This is a genomic window from Gemmobacter megaterium (assembly GCF_900156815.1).
In the GTDB taxonomy this organism is placed as follows: Bacteria; Pseudomonadota; Alphaproteobacteria; order Rhodobacterales; family Rhodobacteraceae; genus Wagnerdoeblera; species Wagnerdoeblera megaterium.
This window is the reverse complement of sequence record NZ_FTOT01000002.1, coordinates 318,627-338,526: the sequence shown is the minus strand read 5'-3', so window position 1 is coordinate 338,526 and position 19,900 is coordinate 318,627. Positions and strand designations below refer to the sequence as shown.

The window sequence follows — 19,900 nt, the reverse complement described above, 5'->3', positions numbered from 1 at the left end:
GATGGCGCGTGTCTTTCTGATCGTGATGGACTCTGTGGGCTGCGGCGGCGCCCCTGATGCTGCGGCCTTCGGGGACGAAGGCGCGAACACGCTGGGCCATATCGCGCAAGCCTGTGCCGACGGGTGCGCAGAGACCGGGCGCAGCGGGCCGCTGCACATGCCGGTGCTGGACGGGCTTGGACTGGGCGCCGCGATCCGGCTGGCGAGTGGAGTGGAGGCGCCGGGTCTTGGCGCCGTGCCGCAGGGGCGCTGGGGCGCTGCAACCGAAGTGTCGCGGGGCAAGGACACCCCGTCGGGGCACTGGGAACTGGCCGGTGTTCCGGTGCCGTGGGACTGGACCTATTTCCCCGATACCCGCCCTGCCTTTCCTGCCGATCTGGTGGCGCAGGTCTGTGCCCTGGCGGGAACCGGGGGAATTTTGGGAAACTGCCACGCCTCGGGCGTGCCCATCATAGCGGAACATTGCGAGGCGCATCTGCGCACCGGCTGGCCGATCTGCTATACCAGTGCCGACAGCGTGTTTCAGATTGCCGCCCACGAAGAGGCGTTCGGGCTGGAGCGTCTGCTGACGTTGTGCGCCGATTTGGCCCCGACCCTGCACGCGATGAAGGTGGGCCGGGTGATCGCGCGTCCGTTCACCGGCGGCTGCGGCGATTTCCGGCGCACCGCGAACCGCAAGGATTTTGCCATCGCCCCGCCGGCCGATACCCTGCTGGACGTCGCAGCACAGGCCGGACGGGCGACCCATGCCGTGGGCAAGATCGGCGACATCTTCTCGATGCGCGGGATCGGTACCCTGCACAAGGGCAAGAGCGATGCTGACCTTTTCGAACATCTGCTGCGATTGACGGAAGAGGCGGAGCCGGGATCCTTGACCTTTGCCAACTTCGTCGAGTTTGACAGCCTGTATGGCCATCCGCGCGACGTTGCGGGCTATGCGCGGGCGCTGGAATGGTTCGATGCCCAGGCCGGGCAGATGCTGCGCCGGTTGCAGCCCGGAGATCTGGCCGTGTTCACTGCCGATCACGGCAACGACCCGACCTGGCGCGGCACCGAGCACACACGCGAGCGCGTGCCGGTGTTGTGTGCGGGAGCGGGTGTCGGGGCGCTGGGTTTGTGTGGGTTCACCGATGTGGCGGCGACAGTCGCCGCGCATCTGGGTCTCACGTCCCCCGGACCGGGACGCAATCTGATCTGACGGAACCGGGGGGCCAGCCCCCCGGACCCCCCTGGGGTATTTGGAGCAAGCTGAAGGAGAACGCGGTGCTGCCAAAGGTCGAACTGCATCTGCATCTGGAAGGGGCTGCGCCCCCGGCTTTTGTGCGCGGGCTTGCGAAGGAGAAATCCATCGACATTTCCGGGATTTTCGATGCGCAGGGCGGGTATGTCTTTACCGATTTCTGGCACTTTTTAAAGGTTTACGAGGCCGCGACCAGTGTGTTGCAGACCCCGGAGGATTACGCGCGCCTGACCCGTGCCGTGCTGGAACAATGCGCGGCGAGTGGCGTGGTCTATGCCGAGACCTTTGTAAGCCCGGATTTCTGTGGCGGGCGCGATCTGGGGGCGTGGCGCGAGTATCTTCATGCGATCCGGGATGCCGCATCTGCGGTTGCGGTGCAGGGCGGGCCGGAGTTGCGCGGCATTGTCACCTGCATCCGGCATTTTGGCCCCGACAAGGCGCGGGAAACCGCGCTTTGTGCCGCCGAGACGGTGGGCGATTTCATCACCGGCTTTGGCATTGCGGGGGATGAGACCTCGGGCCAGCCCAAGGATTTCCGCTGGTCCTTTGACTGTGCGCGCGAGGCCGGGTTGCGGCTGACCGCTCATGCCGGGGAATGGGGCGGACCGCAGAGCATCCGGGACGTGTTGAGCGACCTTGGGGTGGAGCGGGTTGGTCATGGCGTGCGCGCCATCGAGGATCTGGCGCTGGTGGATGAACTGGCAGAGCGCGGGATCGTGCTGGAGGTCTGTCCGGGGTCGAATATCGCGCTGGGGGTGTTCCCGGACTGGCGCAAGCATTCGATCAGCGAACTCGACCGGCGCGGGGTCAGGGTGACGGTGTCCACCGACGATCCGCCGTTTTTCCATACGACCATGGAGCATGAGTTCCAGATGCTGCACCGCGCGTTCGACTGGGATGACGGGCAGTTTGCCCGGATCAGCCGGACCGCGCTTGACGCCGCCTTCTGTGATGCGGATACCAAGGCCAAGATCGCCAAGGTACTGGAGGCCGCCTGATGTTGGAACACCTGACTGTCGTGTCGCACCCGCTGGTGCAGCACAAGCTGACGATCATGCGCGACAAGGGCACCTCGACCGCCTCGTTCCGTCAGCTTTTGCGCGAAATCAGCCTGCTGCTGGCCTATGAGGTCACGCGTGAACTGCCGATGACCACGCGGCAGATCGAAACCCCGCTGTGCCAGATGGACGCGCCGGCGATCGAGGGCAAGAAGCTGGCGCTGATTTCCATCCTGCGGGCGGGCAATGGACTGCTGGACGGGATTCTGGAGTTGATCCCGGCGGCGCGGGTCGGATTTGTCGGCCTGTACCGCGATCCCGAGTCCCTGCAACCCGTGCAGTATTACTGCAAGGTGCCGGATCACCTGGAGGACCGGGTGACAATCGTCGTCGATCCGATGCTGGCGACCGGCAATTCCTCGGTTGCGGCGGTGGACTTGCTGAAACAGAAGGGCGCGCGCGAAATCCGCTTCCTGTGTCTGCTTGCCTCGCCCGAAGGGATCGCCCGGATGCAGGCGGCGCATCCCGACGTGCCGATCGTGACCGCGGCGGTGGATGAGTGCCTGAACGATCATGGCTATATCGTGCCTGGCCTTGGCGATGCGGGCGATCGGATGTTCGGGACGAAGTAACACCGTATCAAGCGTTGGCAGGGGCTTTACTCGCAAGATGAAGGGCGCCATGATGCCCTGAGCTGCTAGGGGGTAGTCATGCTGCTTAAAATTCTGCCGGTCGCCCTGGTTGCGGCCGCTGCAAGTGTATCCATTGCCAATGCGCAGAGCCGCCCGCCTGCGGAATTGCCGCCTCCGGGATTTTCCGGTCAGCAATATGTCGACAGCCGGGGGTGCCTGTACATCCGCGCCGGGCATGGCGGGCAGGTGAACTGGGTGGCCCGGATCGACCGCGCGCGCAAGCCGATCTGCGGACAGGCGCCGACGTCGGCCGTAATGGCACAGGCCCGGCGCGAACTGGCCGCACCGGCGCCGGTCGCTGTTGCCGCGGCGCCCGTGCGTGCCGCCCCGGTGGCGCAGGGGGTTGCCCCGTCGCAATATGTTCCGCCGCCTGTGACCTATGGCAAGCCTATGCCCTTGCGCGCCGCGACTGCGTCGGGTTCGACACCGCCGCCGCCTGCCGCGGTCCCGGTGACGGCGCCCAGGGCTGCGCCGCTGGTGGTGGCGCATGATCGCTCTGCGGTCACGACCGGCGGCCATCCTCCGCTGGTCAATCGCCATGCGGGATGCCCGGACCGGGCCCCTCATGGCCATTACTATGCGCTGCGGGATGGACGCACGATCCTGTTGTGTTCCAACAGCCCGAAGCCGGTGCCGAATGTGGTGCTGGCCGGAGTGCCGGGCATCCCGGCGGACGGGCCCGTTCCCGCACCTGTGACGCAGGCCGCGCGGGTTGCATCGTCCGATCTGATGACTCCGCCGCCGGGCTACAAGGCAGCCTGGCGGGATGATCGGCTGAACCCCAACCGCGCGCGTGGCAGTGCCGAGGGGAACTGGCAGATGCGGCAGGTCTGGACGGATGAGGTGCCGCAAACCCTGCGCGATCCTGCCTCTGCGCAGCCGCGACGGGCGGTGGCAAGCTCGAAAGGCGTGATGGTGCCGCAAGGGGCCACCGGGGCAAGGTTCGTGCAGGTCGGCAGCTTTGGCGTGGCCCAGAACGCTGCGCGCGCGGTGGCGCGGTTGCAGGCCATGGGATTGCCGGTGCAGGTCAGTCGTGGCGCGATCAAGGGCAAGCCGGTGCAGATCGTGCGGGCCGGGCCATTCGCGTCCGAGGCGCAGGCGGCGTCGGCCTTGCAGGCCGCGCGCGGTGCCGGGTTCGGGGACGCCATCCTGCGGCGCTGATCACAGCCCGAATGGTGTAATGCGCATATCGCCGCCCTGATCGGGGCGGCGGTTTTCGTTTCCGGTGCTTAGCGGCGGCAGATCGCCTGCAAGGCCAGCCAGTCGGCGTCGGCCATCAGTCGTGGCGATGTTCCGGGTGCAATGGGATCGTTCTCGATCAATGCGCGCGTCGTGGTGCCGCTGGGATCCACCGACAGCGCATAGGGGGTGGCTGGCACGCCCGCTGCTGCAAATCGCGCCAGCACCTGCTCGGTCGGCAACGCAATGGCGGGGGCGCGCAGGCGGGTCTGTGCCTGTCCTTCCAGTGCAGAGGCGGGCAGGCTGCCGGTTGCCAACAGCGTGAAGGTGGCGCGCAGTCCGGCAGCCCGCAGAACCTCTGCCAGCGGGTCTGACAGATCCCCGCGCAACCTTTCGACGATCAGATGGCCGGCCAGAACCTCGGGGCCGTCGGGCAGTTCGATCAGACTGTGATCGACCAGCAGATGCCGCCCCGGCACATGGGCCGTTCCCCCCGCAGGCAAGCCGTCGCGCAGCACCACGACCTGTGCGCCATCGCGGCCGAACAGGCGCGCGGACAGCCGCCCCAGAACAGCCAGCCCTTGCGGGTCGGCGCAGGGCGTGCCGGTGAACCGGGCCATCGACACCAGAAGATCGCGCCCGATCTGTTCGCGTTTGACAAAGGGGACGATGCGGGTGGTGTGCCCGACCACCGCGCCGGGCAGCCAGAACACGGCCCCTGCGAGGATGGCCATGCCGGTCACCGCCACAACGGCAAGCCGTCCGCGCCCGCGCCGGGGGCGGCGGCGTTGAACCGCGGTACGGATGGTCTCGATCGCCTCGATCATGCCGGGGTCGTCGATCTCGAGGGTTTCGGCCATCGTGTCGCCACTTGGGGCAAAAAGCGCCGGCATCTCGCCGGGGTTGCGCCGCTGCACTGCGGGCAGCGACCAATGGCTCAGCGGCATTTCGGTGCGCCCGTCAGTCAGCACCAGCGATGCTTCGCCGAACGACACAATCACCTCGCGCCGCTGGGCATCGGGCACGGGGCGCCACAAGCCGATGGTTTCCAGTCTGGCGTATTTGCGAAGCGCCGTCATTCTGCCCTGGCCCTTTGGTCAGGCCCTGCCTTCATCTTGGGCGAGACTCTAGCCCATGCGCACAGACTTCACAACGCCGTCAGCCCAGCGAATACCCCGCCCCGCGCACGGTGCGGATCGGGTCTGTTCCGCCTTGCTTCATCAATGCCTTGCGCAGCCGCCCGACGTGGACATCCACGGTCCGGGTATCGACATAGATGTCGCGGCCCCAGACCCGGTCCAGAAGCTGTTCGCGTGACAGCACGCGACCCGGTTTTTCCATGAAGGTGGTCAGCAGGCGGAACTCTGTCGGACCAAGGCTGATCGGTTGGCTGTCGCGCCAGACGCGATGTTCGGCGGCATCCAGCAGGATATCCTGCCAGACCAGCCGTTCACCCGCCGCCGCCGGGCGCACCCGCCGCAGTTGGGTCCGCAGGCGGGCCATCAGCTCGGCCACGGAATACGGTTTGACCACATAATCGTCAGCCCCGGTTTCCAGCCCGCGGACGCGGTCCAGTTCCTCGGATCTGGCGGACAGCATGATGACCGGAATGCTGCGCGTTTCGGGGCGGGCCTTGATCTGGCGGCAGACCTCGATTCCGCTGACATTGGGCAGCATCCAGTCCAGCAGCACCAGATCGGGGGCCTCTTCCTGAACCATCAACAGGGCCTCGTCGCCATTGACGGCACTGACCACGTTGAAGCCTTCGGCTTCGAGGTTGTAGGTCAGGACTTCGCGCTGCGCGCTTTCATCCTCGACCAGCAGCACGACAGGTTGTCGTTGCGCAAGCATCTTGGGCCTCTTCAGTCTTTGGCAGAGGTGACGAATGCAGTGCTGTCACCCTTGGGACGCGCCTCGTCGGGCAACTCGCCGGTGACAAGATAGATCACCTGCTCTGCGATGCTGGTCGAATGGTCGCCCATGCGCTCCAGGTTCTTGGCAATGAAATGCAGGTGCATCGAATTGGTGATCGCGCGCGGATCCTCCAGCATGTGGGTCAGCAGGACGCGAAACAGCGTGTTGTAGATCTGGTCTACATCCTTGTCGCGCTGGCGCACGTCGGCGGCCAGGGCCACGTCGCGGCGGATATAGGCATCCAGCGCGTCCTTGAGCATCTGTTCCACCAGCTTGGCCATGCGGCGCGCGGTGCCGGCGGTGCCGCCGATCGGGGCCGATTGTGACAGCACGGTCGAACGTTTGGCGATGTTCTTGGCGTAGTCTCCCATACGCTCCAGCGATCCTGCGATCTTCATCACCGTCAGTGCGGTGCGCAGGTCGGTCGCGGTGGGGGAGCGCAGGGCGATAAGGCGGGCGGTTTCGTCGTTCACCTGCGCTTCGAGGGCGTCGATCACCTTGTCGCCGGCGACGACCTGGCGGGCCAGTTCTTCGTCACGGGTTTCCAGGGCGCGGGCGCAATCGAGGATGGCGGCCTCGACCAGCCCCCCCATTTTCATGATCAGCGCCTGCACGGCTTCAAGATCGCGGTCGAAAGCCGAGGCGATGTGCGGTTGATGGCTCATGGTCGCTCTCCGATCAGCCGATGCGGCCGGTGATGTAGGATTCGGTGCGCGGATCCTTGGGGTTGGTAAAGATCTGGCCCGTCTCGCCGTATTCCACCAGATTGCCGAGGTGGAAAAAGGCGGTGCGCTGGCTGACACGGGCAGCCTGTTGCATCGAATGGGTCACGATCACCACCGAGAACTGGCTGCGCAGTTCGTCGATCAGTTCTTCGACCTGTGCGGTTGCGATAGGGTCGAGCGCCGAGCACGGCTCGTCCATCAGCAGCACCTCGGGGCTGGTGGCGATGGCACGGGCGATGCACAGGCGCTGTTGCTGGCCGCCTGACAGGCCGGTTCCGCTTTCAGCCAGCCGGTCCTTGACCTCGTTCCACAATGCAGCCTTGCGCAGCGATGTTTCGACGATTGCGTCCAGTTCGGCCTTGTTGGCCGTCAGCCCGTGAATGCGCGGGCCATAGGCGACGTTGTCATAGATCGACTTTGGAAAGGGGTTCGGTTTCTGGAACACCATCCCGACCTTGGCGCGCAGTTGCACCGGATCGACCCGCTTGTCATAGATGTCGTCGCCATCCAGCCGGATGTCGCCTTGCACCCGTGCAATGGCCACGGTGTCGTTCATCCGGTTCAGACAGCGCAGGAAGGTGGATTTCCCGCAGCCCGAAGGGCCGATGAAGGCGGTGACGGTCTTGTCCAGGATGTCGACATCGACATCCTTGAGCGCGTGCTTTTCGCCGTAATACACTTGAACGCCGCGGGCGGTAATCTTGGTCTGATGGCTGTCCACGGTTCTCTCCACGATGCGCATGTCGTTCATGGCTATACTTTCTTACCAGCGCCGCTCGAAGCGGTTACGAAGATAGATGGCAACGGCGTTCATCATCACCAGGAACCCGAGCAGCACCAGAATGGCGGCCGAGGTGCGGCTGACGAACCCACGTTCGGGGCTGTCGGCCCAGATGAAGATCTGCGTCGGCAGGGCTGTCGAGGGGTCGAACGGGGTTGCAGGGGCAGCGGTGACAAAGGCGTTCATCCCGATCAGCAGCAGGGGCGCGGTTTCCCCCAGCGCCTGGGCCAGGCCGATGATCGTGCCGGTCAGGATGCCGGGCATCGCCAGCGGCAGGACATGGTGGAACACCACCTGCTGCTTGCTGGCGCCAACGCCAAGTGCTGCCTCGCGGATGCTGGGCGGAACCGCCTTCAGTGCCGCGCGGGTGGCGATGATGATCGTCGGCAGGGTCATCAGGGCCAGCGTCATGCCACCGACAAAGGGGATGGACCGCCCCATGCCGAACCAGCCGAGGAACACCGCCAGTGCCAGCAAGCCGAACACCACCGAAGGAACGGCCGCGAGATTGTTGATGTTCACTTCGATGAAGTCGGACATCTTGTTCTTGGGGGCGAATTCCTCAAGATAGATTGCCGCACCGATGCCGATGGGAAAGGCCAGCAGGAAGCAGGTCAAGAGCGCGTAGAACGACCCCCAAAGCGCCCCTTTCAGGCCAGCCTGTTCCGGAAAGCGCGAATCCGCGTTCCCCAGCAGGGCCCAGTTGAATGGCTTGGACACCACCCCTTGCGACAGCAGGGCGTCAAAGGCGGCGATCTCGTCGTTCTTCAGGCGGCGGTTGGCTTCGGGCGTGTCGCGGTCGATCAGGCCCTTGGCCAACTGATCATAGGGATCAGAGGTCGGAACCCGCAGCGTGACCGTCTGCCCCATCAGCGCAGGATCGGCGATGATCCGGTCGCGGGCGGTAAATTGCGCGCCGTTGGACAGGATCGCCGCAACACTCCGGCCATTGGTGGCGCCGGGGATCAGGTCCAGCATCGTCGCTTCCAGCAAGCCGCGATAGTTGGACCGTTGCAGGTTGTCAGGGTTGATGAACTCCGGCGTATAGGTCACCTGGATCGTCACATGGGTCTGCCGGAACGCTTGCCAGCCCGTCGAGACCAGCGACGATATCAGCAGCGCCAGCATGGCAAAGGCGATCCCGATGGCGCCCAGCCCGATGTAGCGCAGCCGGTTCTCGGCCGCCTTGCGCTTGCGCACGCGGGCGCCGATTTCATCCGATGTCCAGTCGATGGACTTGGGGCCGGGGTGCGAGGTCATGTCGGTCATTGTCCGGTCCTCAGTCATAGATTTCGCGGTACTTGTGCACGATGCGCAAGGCCAGAACGTTGATCCCCAGCGTCACGATGAACAGCATGAAGCCCAGGGCGAACGCGGCGAGTGTCTTGGGGCTGTCGAACGAGGTATCCCCGATCAGCAGGGTCACGATCTGCACGGTCACGGTCGTCACACTATCCAGCGGGTTGATCGTCATCTTCGCCATCAGACCGGCGGCCATCACCACGATCATGGTTTCCCCGATGGCGCGGCTGACCGCCAGCAGAACCCCGCCCACGATGCCGGGGATTGCCGCGGGGAACAGCACGTTCAGAACCGTTTCCGCGCGGGTTGCCCCCAAGGCCAGCGCACCGTCCCGCAGGGCGCGGGGCACCGCCGACAGGGCGTCATCCGCGAAGGACGAAATGAAGGGGATCAGCATCACCCCCATTACCAGACCGGCGGCCATCGCCGTGTTGGGTGCAATCGGCAGCCCGGTCATCTCTCCGAAGGTGCGCAAGGCTGGCGCAATGGTCAGCACGGCGAAAAATCCGTAGACGACCGTCGGCACCCCGGCCAGCACTTCCAGCACCGGCTTGGCGAACTTGCGAAAGCGCGGGCTGGCAAATTCGTTCAGATAGATCGCCGACAGCAGGCCGATGGGCACCGCAAAGAACAGCGCCACCACCGTGATGACCAACGTGCCCAGGAAAACAGGCAGCCAGCCAAAGGCGCCTTCGGCCGCGATCTGATCGGCGCGGATCGGCATCTGGGGTTCCCAGGTGGTGCCGAACAGAAACTCGTGCCACGGAACCATCTGAAAGAAGCGGACGGTTTCGAACACCAGCGATGCAATGATGCCGATCGTGGTAAAGATGGCGACCGACGAGCAGAAGATCATAAGTCCCTTGATGATGCCTTCGGCGCGCTGCCGGGCGCGGAACTCTGGGGACACAGTGCGCCGTGCGATGACCAGCAGGCCAAGCGCCAACAGCGCGGTCAGGCCAAGCATCAGATTGGCCGACATGGCGCGATAGCCTGCCAGGCGCTCGGCGGCCTCGATCTTCCAGGGTTCGGGCGATCCGAAAATCCGTCCGCCCGCAATGGATTTGATTTCGGCCAAGATCAGTTGTGTCGCACCGCTGTCAAGCCCGTCCAGCGTGCCTGCGGGCAGGCCGCCCATGGTCAGCCGATCAAGCACCGAGGCGTGGAACAGGAGCCACAAGATGATGAAAAGGAAGGTCGGCACCAGAACCAGCAAGGCGGCAAAGCCGCCGTGAAAGGTGCTCAGAGAATGAAGCTGCGCACCACCTGCACGAAGACTGCGGGCTGCGGAACGGTTCAGGACATAGCCAAGAATGGCTGCCGCGAACAAAAGAAGGAATGCGATCAAGGTCATGGCCTGTCCTGCCTGGAAAGGGTGCGCGGCCCGCCCGATGGGGCAGGCCGCGCCGGTCGTATCACTTGGTCGGGGCCGACATGGCAACGCCTTCGATCACCGCGGCCTGAACTTCCTTCATCTTGGCTTCCGGCAGCGGGGTCATGCCGCGCTCTGCCAGATAGCCGCCTTGTTGCAGGGCCGCATCGGACATGTACTCTTCGATGAATTCCTGCATGTTCGGGATCACGCCGCGATGCGCATTCTTGACGTAGAAGAACAGCGGGCGCGAGATCGGATAGTCATAGGTGGCGATGGTGTCAAAGGTCGGCTCGACGCCGCCGAACTTGACGCCCTTCAGCTTGTCGGCGTTCTCGTACAGGAACGAATAGCCGAAGATGCCATGCGCGTTGGGGTTGGCGACAAGCTGCTGCACGATCAGGTTGTCATTCTCGCCAGCCTCGATGAACGGGCCGTCGGTGCGCATCCGCGAGCAGTTCTCGTTGACCCACTTGCTGTCAAACCCGCCGGATTTCACGAAGTCGAGCTGCTTGCAGCCGCCATGCATGGCGATTTCAACCCAGGCGTCGCGGGTGCCCGAGGTGGGCGGGGGGCCATAAACGGTGATCGGGGTCGCCGGGAAATCGGCGTTGATCTCGTTCCACATCTTGTAGGGGTTGGCTTTCCATTCGCCATCCACCGGAACCTCGGCGGCCAGAGCCAGGAACATTTCGCCCAGCGTCATGTCCCAGTCGAAGTCATTCGCGCGCGCCACCGACATCGACAGGCCGTCGTTGCCGATCAGGGCTTCGGAAATTTCGGTTACGCCGTTCTGGACGCAGAGGTCGAATTCCGACTTCTTGATGGCCCGCGAGGCGCCGGTGATGTCGGGATGGCCTTCACCGATACCGCCGCAGAACACCTGGAAGCCGCCGCCGGTGCCGGTCGATTCCACGATCGGGGCCGGGGCGCCGGTCTGGTTGGCGAATTCTTCTGCAGCCGCCTGGGTGTAGGGGAACACGGTGGACGAGCCGACGATGCGGATCTGGTCGCGCGCCATTGCGGCGGTGGCAGAGACGGCGGCAATGGCAAGGGCCGAAGCCGAGAGTTTCACGAAGGACATGGATCGCTCCTTTGATGAACGGGCCGGGATTCGACCGCTAAGGACGAGATAGCCGTGCTTCGTGACGCTTGTGCTGCGTTTGTGTAACAACTGCATGACAGTGCCGCGCGCGCTTCTGCGCAACCGTCGGCATCGGGTCCGTCGCTGGCGGGGCGGGCTATTTCAGAAACCGGCACCTGTGACGTCTGGCGACAAAAGCGCCCGTGCCGCCTCTGCCCGCATGGCGCGGGTGACGGGGGCCAGGACGGGGGCCGATTGCCGGGTGAATTGCCAGTACAGCGGCACATCCAGCGCCCGGTCCGGCGCGATCTCCAGCAGACGGCCAGCCGCCAGGTGCTCTGCCACCAGCGGCTCGGGGTTCATGCCCCAGCCCAACCCGGCCAGCGCGGCATCGACGAACCCATGGCTTGAGGCCAGGCGATGGGTTGGAAAGACAAGCCCGGTGCCGAAATTGGCCAGGATCCAATCGTTCTGGAGCGTGTCCTTGTCGGAAAATGTCAAGCCGGGCGCCGTGGCAAGGTTGGCCCGGCTCGCCCCGCCGGGCATCCAGCGGGCCATATAGCCGGGACTGGCCGTGGCCCGGTATCGCAGATGGCCCAGGGCGACCGTCTCGCAGCCTTGAAGCGGTCCGGGGTGCGAGGTGACGGCCGCCGCCACCTCGCCCCGGCGCAACCAGTCCTGGCTATGGGCCTGATCGTCGATCACCAGGTCGAACAGCGCGCCGTCTACGGCGGCAAGGGCGGGGATGACCCATGTCGCCAGGCTGTCGGCATTTACCGCAAGCCGCAGGGTGACCGGGCCGGTCGTCCCCATCTGCAAATCCTGGGCAAGCGCGGCTTCCAGTGCGGCAATCTCGTCGTGATGGCGAATCAACCGCAAGCCGGGAGGTGTTGCCAGGCAAGGACTGCCCCGGCGAATGAGCACACAGCCCATCCGGTCCTCCAGGGCTTTCAGGCGCTGGGAAATGGCCGAGGGGGTCACGCCCAGAACGCCTGCCGCCGCCTCAAAGCTGCCGCGTCGGTGAATGGCGGCCAGCGCCGCAAGCTGAGCGGGATCCATCATTAGAGATACTTATCCATGATTAGATTGTTTATCTTGGCTAATCTCGCCGAACTGACTAGTCAACGCTGGTCAACGGGAGAACATGATGTTGCAGGCAGCGCTGGCCGGTTTTGGAACTTCGATCGGATTGATCGCCGCCATCGGCGCGCAGAATGCCTTTGTGTTGCGGCAAGGTTTGCGGCGCGAGCATGTGCTGGCGGTTGTGCTGGTCTGCGCCATCTCCGATGCGGTGCTGATCGGCGCCGGGGTGGCGGGTTTTGGGCGGCTGAGCACGGCGGTGCCATGGCTTGGCCCGGTCATGCTGTGGGGTGGGGCCGGATTCTTGCTGCTTTATGGTGCGCTCAGGTTCAAGGCGGCACTCAAGGGGGGTGAGGCGCTGATGCCTGCCCCCGGTGTGCCGGCGCCTCTGGGCCGTGTGCTGCTGATGTGCCTGATGTTCACCTGGGCCAATCCGCATGTCTATCTGGATACCGTGGTGCTGCTGGGCGCGATTTCGGCGCAATACGCACCGCACCGGCTGGCCTTCGGGATTGCGGCGGCCTGTGCATCGCTGACGTTCTTTTCGGCGCTGGGCTTTGGCGCGCGGGCCTTGGCGCCGGTCTTTGCGCGCCCACGCGCCTGGGTGATTCTGGAGGTGATCGTCGGGCTGACGATGTGGGCGATTGCGCTCTCTCTGGTGCTGCGGGGCCTGCCGGATTGACCCGGCTTGCAATCCGGGGCATGGAACGGCCATGCCTATCTACAAGATCTTCCTCCGCCCCGAATGGGATGCCTTCAAGGCCGCAGGCGAGACGCTGGGCGCCCCGGTCGATCTGGCCGATGGATATATCCATTTTTCCACGGCGGCCCAGGTGGCCGAAACGGCGGCCAAGCATTTCGCCACCCAAAGCGATCTGGTGCTGGTGGCTGTCGATCCCGACCGCCTTGGAACTGCCCTGAAATGGGAACCGTCGCGGGGCGGGGCCTTGTTTCCCCATCTGTATCGGGCGCTGCGTCTGGACGAGGTTTTGTGGGACAAGTCCCTGCCGCTCGGTGCTTCGGGCCACATTTTTCCTGAAGGTGTCTGGTGACTCTGATCGAACGCCTGGGCCTGGGCCTTTTGCACCGGATCGACCCCGAGACCGGACATGGCTTGTCCCTGGCCGCGCTGCGGGCCGGGGTGGTGCCTTTGCCGGGGCTGCTGACCTCGGAGCGTCTGGCAACGCGGCTGGCAGGGCTGGAACTGCCGAACCCGGTCGGGCTGGCGGCGGGCTATGACAAGAATGCCGTCGCGCTTGCGCCGCTGGCGGGCGCCGGTTTCGGCTTTGTCGAGGTGGGTGCGGCCACGCCCCGCCCGCAACCCGGTAACCCCCGCCCCCGGCTGTTCCGCCTGACCGAGGATCGGGCAGTGATCAACCGCTTTGGATTTAACAACGAGGGGGCAGAGGCGATTGCCGCCCGGCTGTCCGCCCGCCGCCCCGGCGCAGTGCCTGTGGGCCTGAATCTGGGGGCGAACAAGGACAGCGAGGATCGGGCAGGCGACTTTGCCAGGGTGCTGGCGCACTGCGGCCCGCATGTCGATTTCGCCACGGTCAATGTGTCGTCCCCCAACACGGAAAAGCTGCGGGATCTGCAAGGGCCCGCTGCGCTTGCAGCCTTGCTGGACAGGGTGATGCAGGCCCGTGCCGCGCTGCCCCGTCCGATCCCGGTCTTTCTGAAGATCGCGCCGGATCTGAACCCGGAGGAGATTGCGGCCATTGCCGAGGTCTCGATGGGTGCGGGAATTGCCGCGATCATCGCCACCAACACCACGCTTTCGCGCGAAGGTCTGAAAAGTGCCAGCCGGGGCGAGGCTGGTGGTCTTTCAGGGGCACCGTTGTTCGAAAAGTCTACGCGCGTGCTGGCGCTGCTGTCCCAGGCGACAGGCGGCAGGATACCCTTGATCGGTGTGGGCGGCATCGGGTCGGCCGAGCAGGCCGTCGAGAAACTGAAGGCTGGCGCATCTGCGGTGCAGGTGTATTCGGCGCTGGTCTATCAGGGCTTTTCGCTGGTGCCGCAGATCGTGCGTGGAATCGAGGCGCATCTGGCGGCGAATGGCCTTGCCCGTGTGTCCGACTTGACCGGCACGGGGCGTGGGGCATGGCTTTGATCCTGTGGCACAATCCGCGGTGTTCCACGTCGCGCAAGGCGCTTGCCTTGCTGGAGGCGTGCGGGCTGGTGCCCGATATCCGGCGGTATCTGGACGACCCGCCCAGCCGGGCAGAGTTGGTGGCGCTGAACCTGCCTGCACACAGCCTGATCCGGTGGAAGGATGCACCAGAGTTGCCGCGCGATCTGGGCGATGACCAGATCCTCGATCACCTTGCCGCCGCGCCAAAGCTGATTGAGCGTCCCATCCTGATCGGTCCTCGTGGCGCTGCCATAGGTCGCCCGCCCGAGGCCGTGCTGGACGTGCTCTGATCCGGTGAATCAGGGCCGCTGAAGGCGTTCCAGATGGGCCAGAAGATCGGCGATCTCCGCGCTTGTCACCACCGGCGTGCCATCCTGCGTCGTGATTGTGACGTCCTGCCGTTCATACAACTGACCAAACAGTGGCATTGGCGACCCGTGGGCCACAAGCGCATCGCGCCCGTCGATCCGCATCACCACCCGGATGGTTGGAAAGGCACCGCCGGCTGACAGCCGTGTCAGGTCGGTCGGTGGCAGGGTCAATATCGCCGCCATTGGGCCTTGGCCGTCGGCCTCGGCCCCATGACAGGCCGCGCAATGTCGCGCAAAGATCGCGGCGCCACGTGTGGCGTCCTGCGCCTGCACGGGCAGGGCAGACAGCAGGGCAAGCACGGCAGGCAACATCAGGCGCATGTGATCCCCCAATCAGCTACGGCCCCAGCCTGTCATCGCAGGGCCGGGGCCGCCTTGATCCAGATCAGCCTCAGAGCGATCGGGCGATGACCAGCCGCTGCACTTCGGAGGTGCCTTCGTAAATCTGGCAGACCCGGACATCGCGGTAGATCCGTTCGACCGGGTAATCCGCCAGATAGCCATAGCCACCGTGGATCTGGATGGCCGCTGAACAGACCTCTTCTGCCATTTCCGACGCGACCAGCTTGGCCATCGACGCCTCGGTCAGGCAGGGGCGCCCCGCCTCGCGCAGCGCCGCCGCATGGAGGACCATGTGGCGGGCCATCGCGACCTTGGTTGCCATGTCCGCCAGTTTGAACGCAATCGCCTGATTGGCAAAGATCGGCTGGCCAAAGGCCTTGCGCTCTTTGGCATAGGCCGTCGCATGGTCCAGCGCGGACCGTGCCATGCCGACCGCCTGCGCGGCAATCCCGATGCGTCCGCCTTCCAGATTGGCCAGTGCGATCCGATACCCCTCGCCTTCGGCGCCCAGCCGGTTTTCCACCGGCACACGCATGTTGGCAAAGGCCAGAGCGCAGGTGTCCGACGCATTCTGCCCCAGCTTGCGTTCAATCGACACCACCTCGTAGCCGGGCGTATCCGTGGGCACGATAAAGGCGGTGATCCCCTTTTTCCCTGCCGCAGGGTCGGTGACGGCAAAGACAATCGTCACGCCTGCGTTCTTGCCGCTGGTGATGAATTGCTTGGTGCCGTCGATGATGTAGTGGTCGCCCTCGCGCCGTGCCCGCGTCCTGAGCGCCGAGGCATCAGACCCCGCCTGCGGTTCGGTCAGGGCAAAGGCGCCGATCCATTCGCCCGATGCCATCTTCGGCAAGAACCGCTGTTTCTGGTCTTCGGTGCCAAAGCGCAGGATCGGCGCGCAGCCGACCGAGGAATGCACCGACAGGATGGTAGAGGTCGCGCCTTCGCCGGCCGCGATCTCTTCCAGCGCCAGCGCATAGGCCACGGTGCCAAGGTCTGACCCGCCGTAATCCTCGGGGACCAGCATCCCCATGAAGCCCAATGCGCCCATCTCGGCAATCTCGGCACGGGGAAAGCTGTGATCGCGGTCGCGTTGTGCGGCACCGGGGGCAAGACGGTCCTGAGCAAAGGCGCGGGCGGCGTCGCGGATCTGTTCCTGGGTTTCGGTCAGCAGCATCAGATCACCCGTTCAATGGCAACGGCCGTCGCCTCGCCCCCGCCGATGCACAGCGAGGCGATGCCGCGCTTCAGCCCGTAGGTTTCCAGCGCGGCCAGCAGCGTCACCATCACCCGCGCGCCGGATGCCCCGATGGGATGGCCAAGGGCGCAGGCGCCGCCATGCACGTTCACCTTGTCATGCGGCAGGTCCAGTTCGCGCATGGCGGCCATGGCGACCACCGCGAACGCCTCGTTGATCTCGAACAGATCCACGTCTTTCAGGCTCCAGCCTGTCTTGTCCGACAGTTTGGTCATCGCGCCAATGGGCGCGGTGGGGAACAGCCCCGGCTTGTCGGCATGGGTGGAATGGCCCACCAGAATGGCGCGCGGGGTCAGGCCGCGGCGTTCCGCCTCGGAGGCGCGCATCATCACCAGCGCCGCAGCCCCGTCCGAGATGGACGAAGAATTGGCCGCCGTCACCGTGCCGCCCTCGCGGAACGCTGGTTTCAGCGTGGGGATCTTGTCCAGCCGCGCCTTGCCGGGTTGTTCGTCGATGGTGACGACGGTTTCCGACTTGCCTGCGCGCACCGTGACCGGGGCCACCTCGGCCGCGAACAGTCCTTCGGTGATGGCGCGTTGCGCGCGGGTCAGCGAGGTGATGGCATAGTCGTCCTGTTGCTGGCGGGTGAACTGCATCGCCTGCGCGCAATCCTCGGCAAAGGTGCCCATCAGGCGGCCCTTGTCATAGGCATCTTCCAGCCCGTCGAGAAACATGTGGTCCAGCACCTGCGCATGGCCGATCCGCGCCCCGCCGCGCATTTTCGGCAGCAGGTAAGGGGAATTGGTCATGCTTTCCATGCCGCCCGCCACCATCACATCCTGCGATCCGGCCAGCAGCATGTCATGGGCGAACATCGCCGCGCGCATTCCCGATCCGCACATCTTGTTGACGGTCGTCGCCCCGGCGCCCAGCGGCAGCCCCGCCTTCAGCGCCGCCTGCCGGGCCGGGGCCTGGCCCTGACCTGCGGGCAAGACGCAGCCCATCACCACCTCATTCACCGCGTCGGGGGCAAGTCCGGCGCCGGCCAGGGCTGCGCCAATGGCCACGGCGCCCAGATCGGCGGCCATCGCATGGGTGAAGTCGCCTTGAAACCCGCCCATGGGGGTGCGCGCGGCGCCGACGATGACGATGGGATCATGTCTGGTCATCTGGTGTTCTCCGTATCTTGCTGCGGTATGCAGCTCACCCGCCGGGGCGGGTCAACCTTTTCGAACCGCTTCAGGACGAGGTGGCAGGGCCGGTACACGCGGTTCCGCACGGGAGGGCCGCCAGCATCGACATGCAGCGAATCTGCCGGGTTTCAGGCGCCCCGGCAAGCCTCCGCGGATGGAAAAGTGGAACGAGACGCCAGCCGCGTTCAAGGTGTGAAAGCACTTAGCTCCGCTTCGGCGGAGTTCTTTTTTAGGTCCACCCCTTGCCTTCTTCAAAGCCAACGCGAGGTACTGTGAAGCGGTATCCTTGCCACATAAACTTGATTGCGCCTATGACGCCAAATTTCGGCACAACTTCCCGCAAGAGCTGGTCAGGCGTTTTGATAGCAACCGGTGTCGTGATCTTCGCTGTATCTACAACCTTTTTAAGTTTGTAGTCCATCGTTAGAAAGTAGTTCATATTGGAGCATTCGGCACACCAGATGTGGTACGCGTCGCGTGCTTGGTTTAGGTTCAGCGGTTTGCCTTTTCCTTGATACGCCCCCGTCATTTTCGTTAGTTCAATATAGCGCGGGTGCTGAATACCCGACAGAAAATCCAGCACATATTCTCTAGGCTTCTTTGGCCCACCGGCGATAATGCGAGATTGTGGAGCGATTGGGTCAGCTACTTCGTGGATTGGACAGCCGAAGAAGCGACCGGAGGCGCTTGCCATGCCCGGCAGCCCCCACGTTTCAAGGTCAACTTCTAGGTGAATATGATACCTGAGTTGGCCAGAGATACCTGCATAAGCCAGCATTCCCAAGAGAACCGCGTCGCGCTTCTGCGTTTCGTTCTTGATCTTGTTTAGGTCATTCGTGGTGAACATGTCGTGCACCACAATCTCTTGCTCTATGCCTCCCCAGTTGATCTTGTCTTTCCTCGGGCGGAATACATGCTTCTTGACTGCTGAAAACTTCAAAATATTCGTGTCTATGAACACGTCGGCTACTGAGACAACTTTTGCCAATGGGCTACTTTCTTAGCTGCGCTGTATTGCGCGGACCAAAATGCTCTCTTGTGGCGAGTTGTGTAGTGCGTCGAATGAAGGAAGTACCGGTACGGAAAGTCGTGTCACGTATTCGTTAGGATTCTGCGGGCTGATGTTTGGAGCTGCCCTGTTTGGCAATGCTTCGGCATCGTCGGTATTTCACCATTGCCTTGCAAGTCAAGGGGAAATGGTGGGCGACCCTGGAATCGAACCAGGCATGGGTCTCCCCGGCGGAGTTACAGTCCGCTGCCGCACCTTGCAGCACGTCGCCCGACGCTGCGGCGGGAATATCGAAGCGGTCGGGGGACGTCAAGGGCGGAATGGGGCCCGGATGCGCGAAGTTTCGGCCTCTTGCGCCGGGCGCGTGAGGGGCGCATCTTGGGGGGCATCAGGAGAAGACCCATGAAGAAACCCGCCTGGGTGATTGACAAGGAACGCGCCAAGATCGCGGCAGACCGGGAAACCGTCTGGCTGTTCGGTCTTCATGCCGTACGTGATGCATTGCAGAACCCGGCACGGGAAAAGCTGCGCCTGCTGGTCACCAAGAATGCCGCCGACAAGCTGGCCGAGGCCATAGGCATCAGCGGCATGGACCCCGAGATGCAGGACGCCCGCAAGTTTCAGGCGCCCATCGACCCCGAGTCGGTCCATCAGGGCGCCGCGCTGGAGGTGCGCCCGCTGGATTGGGGCACGTTGGAGGATGTGGCGGTGTCCGGGGCAGGGCGCCCCCTTGTCGTTCTGCTGGATCGTGTGACCGACCCGCACAATGTCGGCGCGATCCTGCGCTCGGCGGAGGTGTTCGGCGCGCGCGCGGTGATTGCGCCGCGCCACCATTCGGCCCCCGAAACCGGCGCACTTGCGAAAACCGCATCGGGCGCACTGGAACGTCAGCCCTACCTGCGCGTGACCAACCTGTCCGAGGCGATGGTCGCGCTGCGCGAGATGGGATATCTGCTGCTGGGCCTGCATGGCGAGGCAGAGCAGAGCCTGGCCGATGGTGTGGCGATGGCCGACGGGCGGCCCATCGGGCTGGTTCTGGGCGCCGAAGGGCCCGGCCTGCGCGAAAAAACCCGCGAGACCTGTGATGCGCTGGTGCGTATTCCCTATGGCGGGGGGTTCGGGTCGCTCAACGTTTCGAACGCCGCAGCGGTGTCGTTGTACGAAGCGACGCGCGGGGCTTGATCACACATGCGCGACCGGGCTTTTACGCAATCGAAACATTCCTATCTCAGTCTACAGGTGCGGAATTGGAACTTCCGCGCCTGTTCTCACTGTCCCTCGTTCCAACA

General features: G+C 64.5%; 21 protein-coding genes and 1 tRNA gene. 9 read left to right on the top strand and 13 right to left on the bottom strand.

The window, feature by feature from the left end; all coding sequences use genetic code 11:
- The first annotated feature begins 1 nt into the window (after position 1).
- The 4 genes from BW970_RS06120 (at position 2) to BW970_RS06105 (ending at position 4,091) form a co-directional block, all read left to right on the top strand.
- Entirely contained in the window at positions 2-1,198 is a 1,197-nt protein-coding gene (locus BW970_RS06120) for a phosphopentomutase (protein WP_076529530.1), read from the top strand.
- Positions 1,199-1,263: 65 nt separating this feature from the next.
- Complete coding sequence (locus tag BW970_RS06115; RefSeq protein WP_076529529.1) at positions 1,264-2,238, top strand: adenosine deaminase; 975 nt, start codon at positions 1,264-1,266, stop codon at positions 2,236-2,238.
- Positions 2,235-2,870 (top strand): uracil phosphoribosyltransferase, encoded by a 636-nt coding sequence (gene upp, locus BW970_RS06110; protein ID WP_188475551.1) that lies wholly within the window; start codon positions 2,235-2,237, stop codon positions 2,868-2,870. Before BW970_RS06115 ends, upp begins: the two co-directional genes overlap by 4 nt.
- 78 nt (positions 2,871-2,948) lie before the next feature.
- The gene (locus tag BW970_RS06105; protein WP_076529527.1) at positions 2,949-4,091 is read left to right on the top strand and encodes an SPOR domain-containing protein; all 1,143 of its coding nucleotides are present in this window, start codon (positions 2,949-2,951) and stop codon (positions 4,089-4,091) included.
- 68 nt (positions 4,092-4,159) lie between these two features.
- Here BW970_RS06105 and BW970_RS06100 read toward each other — a convergent pair whose 3' ends face one another.
- The 8 genes from BW970_RS06100 to BW970_RS06065 form a co-directional block, all read right to left on the bottom strand.
- A complete protein-coding gene (locus BW970_RS06100; RefSeq protein ID WP_076529526.1) occupies positions 4,160-5,188 on the bottom strand; it encodes a hypothetical protein in 1,029 nt (342 codons plus the stop codon).
- A 79-nt stretch (positions 5,189-5,267) separates the two neighbouring features.
- On the bottom strand, positions 5,268-5,960 hold the full coding sequence (phoB, locus tag BW970_RS06095; RefSeq protein ID WP_076529525.1) for a phosphate regulon transcriptional regulator PhoB: 693 nt from the start codon (positions 5,958-5,960) through the stop codon (positions 5,268-5,270).
- An 11-nt stretch (positions 5,961-5,971) separates the two neighbouring features.
- On the bottom strand, positions 5,972-6,688 hold the full coding sequence (gene phoU / locus BW970_RS06090) for a phosphate signaling complex protein PhoU (protein ID WP_076529524.1): 717 nt from the start codon (positions 6,686-6,688) through the stop codon (positions 5,972-5,974).
- Positions 6,689-6,701: 13 nt separating this feature from the next.
- Entirely contained in the window at positions 6,702-7,499 is a 798-nt protein-coding gene (gene pstB / locus BW970_RS06085) for a phosphate ABC transporter ATP-binding protein PstB (RefSeq protein ID WP_076529523.1), read from the bottom strand.
- Between the two features lie 12 nt (positions 7,500-7,511).
- On the bottom strand, positions 7,512-8,798 hold the full coding sequence (gene pstA, locus BW970_RS06080) for a phosphate ABC transporter permease PstA (protein ID WP_076529522.1): 1,287 nt from the start codon (positions 8,796-8,798) through the stop codon (positions 7,512-7,514).
- 10 nt (positions 8,799-8,808) lie between these two features.
- Positions 8,809-10,185: a phosphate ABC transporter permease subunit PstC gene (gene pstC / locus BW970_RS06075; RefSeq protein WP_076529521.1), complete on the bottom strand. Its 1,377-nt coding sequence runs from the start codon at positions 10,183-10,185 to the stop codon at positions 8,809-8,811.
- Positions 10,186-10,246: 61 nt separating this feature from the next.
- Complete coding sequence (locus BW970_RS06070; RefSeq protein ID WP_076529520.1) at positions 10,247-11,287, bottom strand: substrate-binding domain-containing protein; 1,041 nt, start codon at positions 11,285-11,287, stop codon at positions 10,247-10,249.
- Positions 11,288-11,449: 162 nt separating this feature from the next.
- On the bottom strand, positions 11,450-12,349 hold the full coding sequence (locus BW970_RS06065; protein ID WP_076529519.1) for a LysR family transcriptional regulator ArgP: 900 nt from the start codon (positions 12,347-12,349) through the stop codon (positions 11,450-11,452).
- An 85-nt stretch (positions 12,350-12,434) separates the two neighbouring features.
- Between BW970_RS06065 and BW970_RS06060 the strand changes: the two genes are divergently transcribed.
- Genes BW970_RS06060 through BW970_RS06045 form a run of 4 tightly spaced genes read left to right on the top strand, consistent with a single transcriptional unit; the run spans position 12,435 to position 14,788 of the window.
- A complete protein-coding gene (locus tag BW970_RS06060) occupies positions 12,435-13,049 on the top strand; it encodes a LysE/ArgO family amino acid transporter (protein WP_188475541.1) in 615 nt (204 codons plus the stop codon).
- A 31-nt stretch (positions 13,050-13,080) separates the two neighbouring features.
- Positions 13,081-13,419, top strand: coding sequence for a DUF952 domain-containing protein (locus BW970_RS06055; protein WP_076529518.1), 339 nt, complete (start codon positions 13,081-13,083; stop codon positions 13,417-13,419).
- Positions 13,416-14,477 (top strand): quinone-dependent dihydroorotate dehydrogenase, encoded by a 1,062-nt coding sequence (locus tag BW970_RS06050; protein ID WP_076529517.1) that lies wholly within the window; start codon positions 13,416-13,418, stop codon positions 14,475-14,477. The genes BW970_RS06055 and BW970_RS06050 overlap by 4 nt, the downstream gene beginning before the upstream one ends.
- The gene (locus BW970_RS06045) at positions 14,468-14,788 is read left to right on the top strand and encodes an ArsC/Spx/MgsR family protein (RefSeq protein WP_076529516.1); all 321 of its coding nucleotides are present in this window, start codon (positions 14,468-14,470) and stop codon (positions 14,786-14,788) included. Before BW970_RS06050 ends, BW970_RS06045 begins: the two co-directional genes overlap by 10 nt.
- A 9-nt stretch (positions 14,789-14,797) precedes the next feature.
- On the opposite strand, the gene BW970_RS06040 is transcribed toward BW970_RS06045, so the two are convergent.
- The 5 genes from BW970_RS06040 to BW970_RS06020 all read right to left on the bottom strand — a co-directional run bounded on the left by BW970_RS06040 (position 14,798) and on the right by BW970_RS06020 (position 18,883).
- Positions 14,798-15,190, bottom strand: coding sequence for a c-type cytochrome (locus BW970_RS06040; RefSeq protein WP_076529515.1), 393 nt, complete (start codon positions 15,188-15,190; stop codon positions 14,798-14,800).
- 70 nt (positions 15,191-15,260) lie between these two features.
- Positions 15,261-16,388, bottom strand: a complete 1,128-nt coding sequence (locus tag BW970_RS06035) for an acyl-CoA dehydrogenase family protein (protein WP_076529514.1) — start codon at positions 16,386-16,388, stop codon at positions 15,261-15,263.
- The gene (locus BW970_RS06030; RefSeq protein WP_076529513.1) at positions 16,388-17,578 is read right to left on the bottom strand and encodes an acetyl-CoA C-acyltransferase; all 1,191 of its coding nucleotides are present in this window, start codon (positions 17,576-17,578) and stop codon (positions 16,388-16,390) included. Before BW970_RS06030 ends, BW970_RS06035 begins: the two co-directional genes overlap by 1 nt.
- 253 nt (positions 17,579-17,831) lie before the next feature.
- Complete coding sequence (locus BW970_RS06025; RefSeq protein WP_144038888.1) at positions 17,832-18,590, bottom strand: hypothetical protein; 759 nt, start codon at positions 18,588-18,590, stop codon at positions 17,832-17,834.
- Between the two features lie 209 nt (positions 18,591-18,799).
- A tRNA-Tyr gene (locus BW970_RS06020) sits at positions 18,800-18,883 on the bottom strand.
- Between the two features lie 130 nt (positions 18,884-19,013).
- Here BW970_RS06020 and rlmB point away from each other — a divergent pair.
- Entirely contained in the window at positions 19,014-19,793 is a 780-nt protein-coding gene (rlmB, locus tag BW970_RS06015) for a 23S rRNA (guanosine(2251)-2'-O)-methyltransferase RlmB (protein WP_076529511.1), read from the top strand.
- The last annotated feature ends 107 nt before the right edge of the window (positions 19,794-19,900 follow it).

Coding starts and splice junctions, on each gene's coding strand:
- BW970_RS06055 (WP_076529518.1), top strand. CDS start 13,081: ATGCCTATCTACAAGATCTTCCTCCGCCCCGAATGGGATGCCTTCAAG.
- BW970_RS06105 (WP_076529527.1), top strand. CDS start 2,949: ATGCTGCTTAAAATTCTGCCGGTCGCCCTGGTTGCGGCCGCTGCAAGT.
- phoU (WP_076529524.1), bottom strand. CDS start 6,688: ATGAGCCATCAACCGCACATCGCCTCGGCTTTCGACCGCGATCTTGAA.
- pstB (WP_076529523.1), bottom strand. CDS start 7,499: ATGAACGACATGCGCATCGTGGAGAGAACCGTGGACAGCCATCAGACC.
- BW970_RS06045 (WP_076529516.1), top strand. CDS start 14,468: ATGGCTTTGATCCTGTGGCACAATCCGCGGTGTTCCACGTCGCGCAAG.
- BW970_RS06035 (WP_076529514.1), bottom strand. CDS start 16,388: ATGCTGCTGACCGAAACCCAGGAACAGATCCGCGACGCCGCCCGCGCC.
- BW970_RS06040 (WP_076529515.1), bottom strand. CDS start 15,190: ATGCGCCTGATGTTGCCTGCCGTGCTTGCCCTGCTGTCTGCCCTGCCC.
- BW970_RS06120 (WP_076529530.1), top strand. CDS start 2: ATGGCGCGTGTCTTTCTGATCGTGATGGACTCTGTGGGCTGCGGCGGC.
- pstC (WP_076529521.1), bottom strand. CDS start 10,185: ATGACCTTGATCGCATTCCTTCTTTTGTTCGCGGCAGCCATTCTTGGC.
- BW970_RS06100 (WP_076529526.1), bottom strand. CDS start 5,188: ATGACGGCGCTTCGCAAATACGCCAGACTGGAAACCATCGGCTTGTGG.
- rlmB (WP_076529511.1), top strand. CDS start 19,014: ATGAAGAAACCCGCCTGGGTGATTGACAAGGAACGCGCCAAGATCGCG.
- BW970_RS06030 (WP_076529513.1), bottom strand. CDS start 17,578: ATGACCAGACATGATCCCATCGTCATCGTCGGCGCCGCGCGCACCCCC.
- BW970_RS06070 (WP_076529520.1), bottom strand. CDS start 11,287: ATGTCCTTCGTGAAACTCTCGGCTTCGGCCCTTGCCATTGCCGCCGTC.
- BW970_RS06060 (WP_188475541.1), top strand. CDS start 12,435: ATGTTGCAGGCAGCGCTGGCCGGTTTTGGAACTTCGATCGGATTGATC.
- BW970_RS06065 (WP_076529519.1), bottom strand. CDS start 12,349: ATGATGGATCCCGCTCAGCTTGCGGCGCTGGCCGCCATTCACCGACGC.
- phoB (WP_076529525.1), bottom strand. CDS start 5,960: ATGCTTGCGCAACGACAACCTGTCGTGCTGCTGGTCGAGGATGAAAGC.
- pstA (WP_076529522.1), bottom strand. CDS start 8,798: ATGACCGACATGACCTCGCACCCCGGCCCCAAGTCCATCGACTGGACA.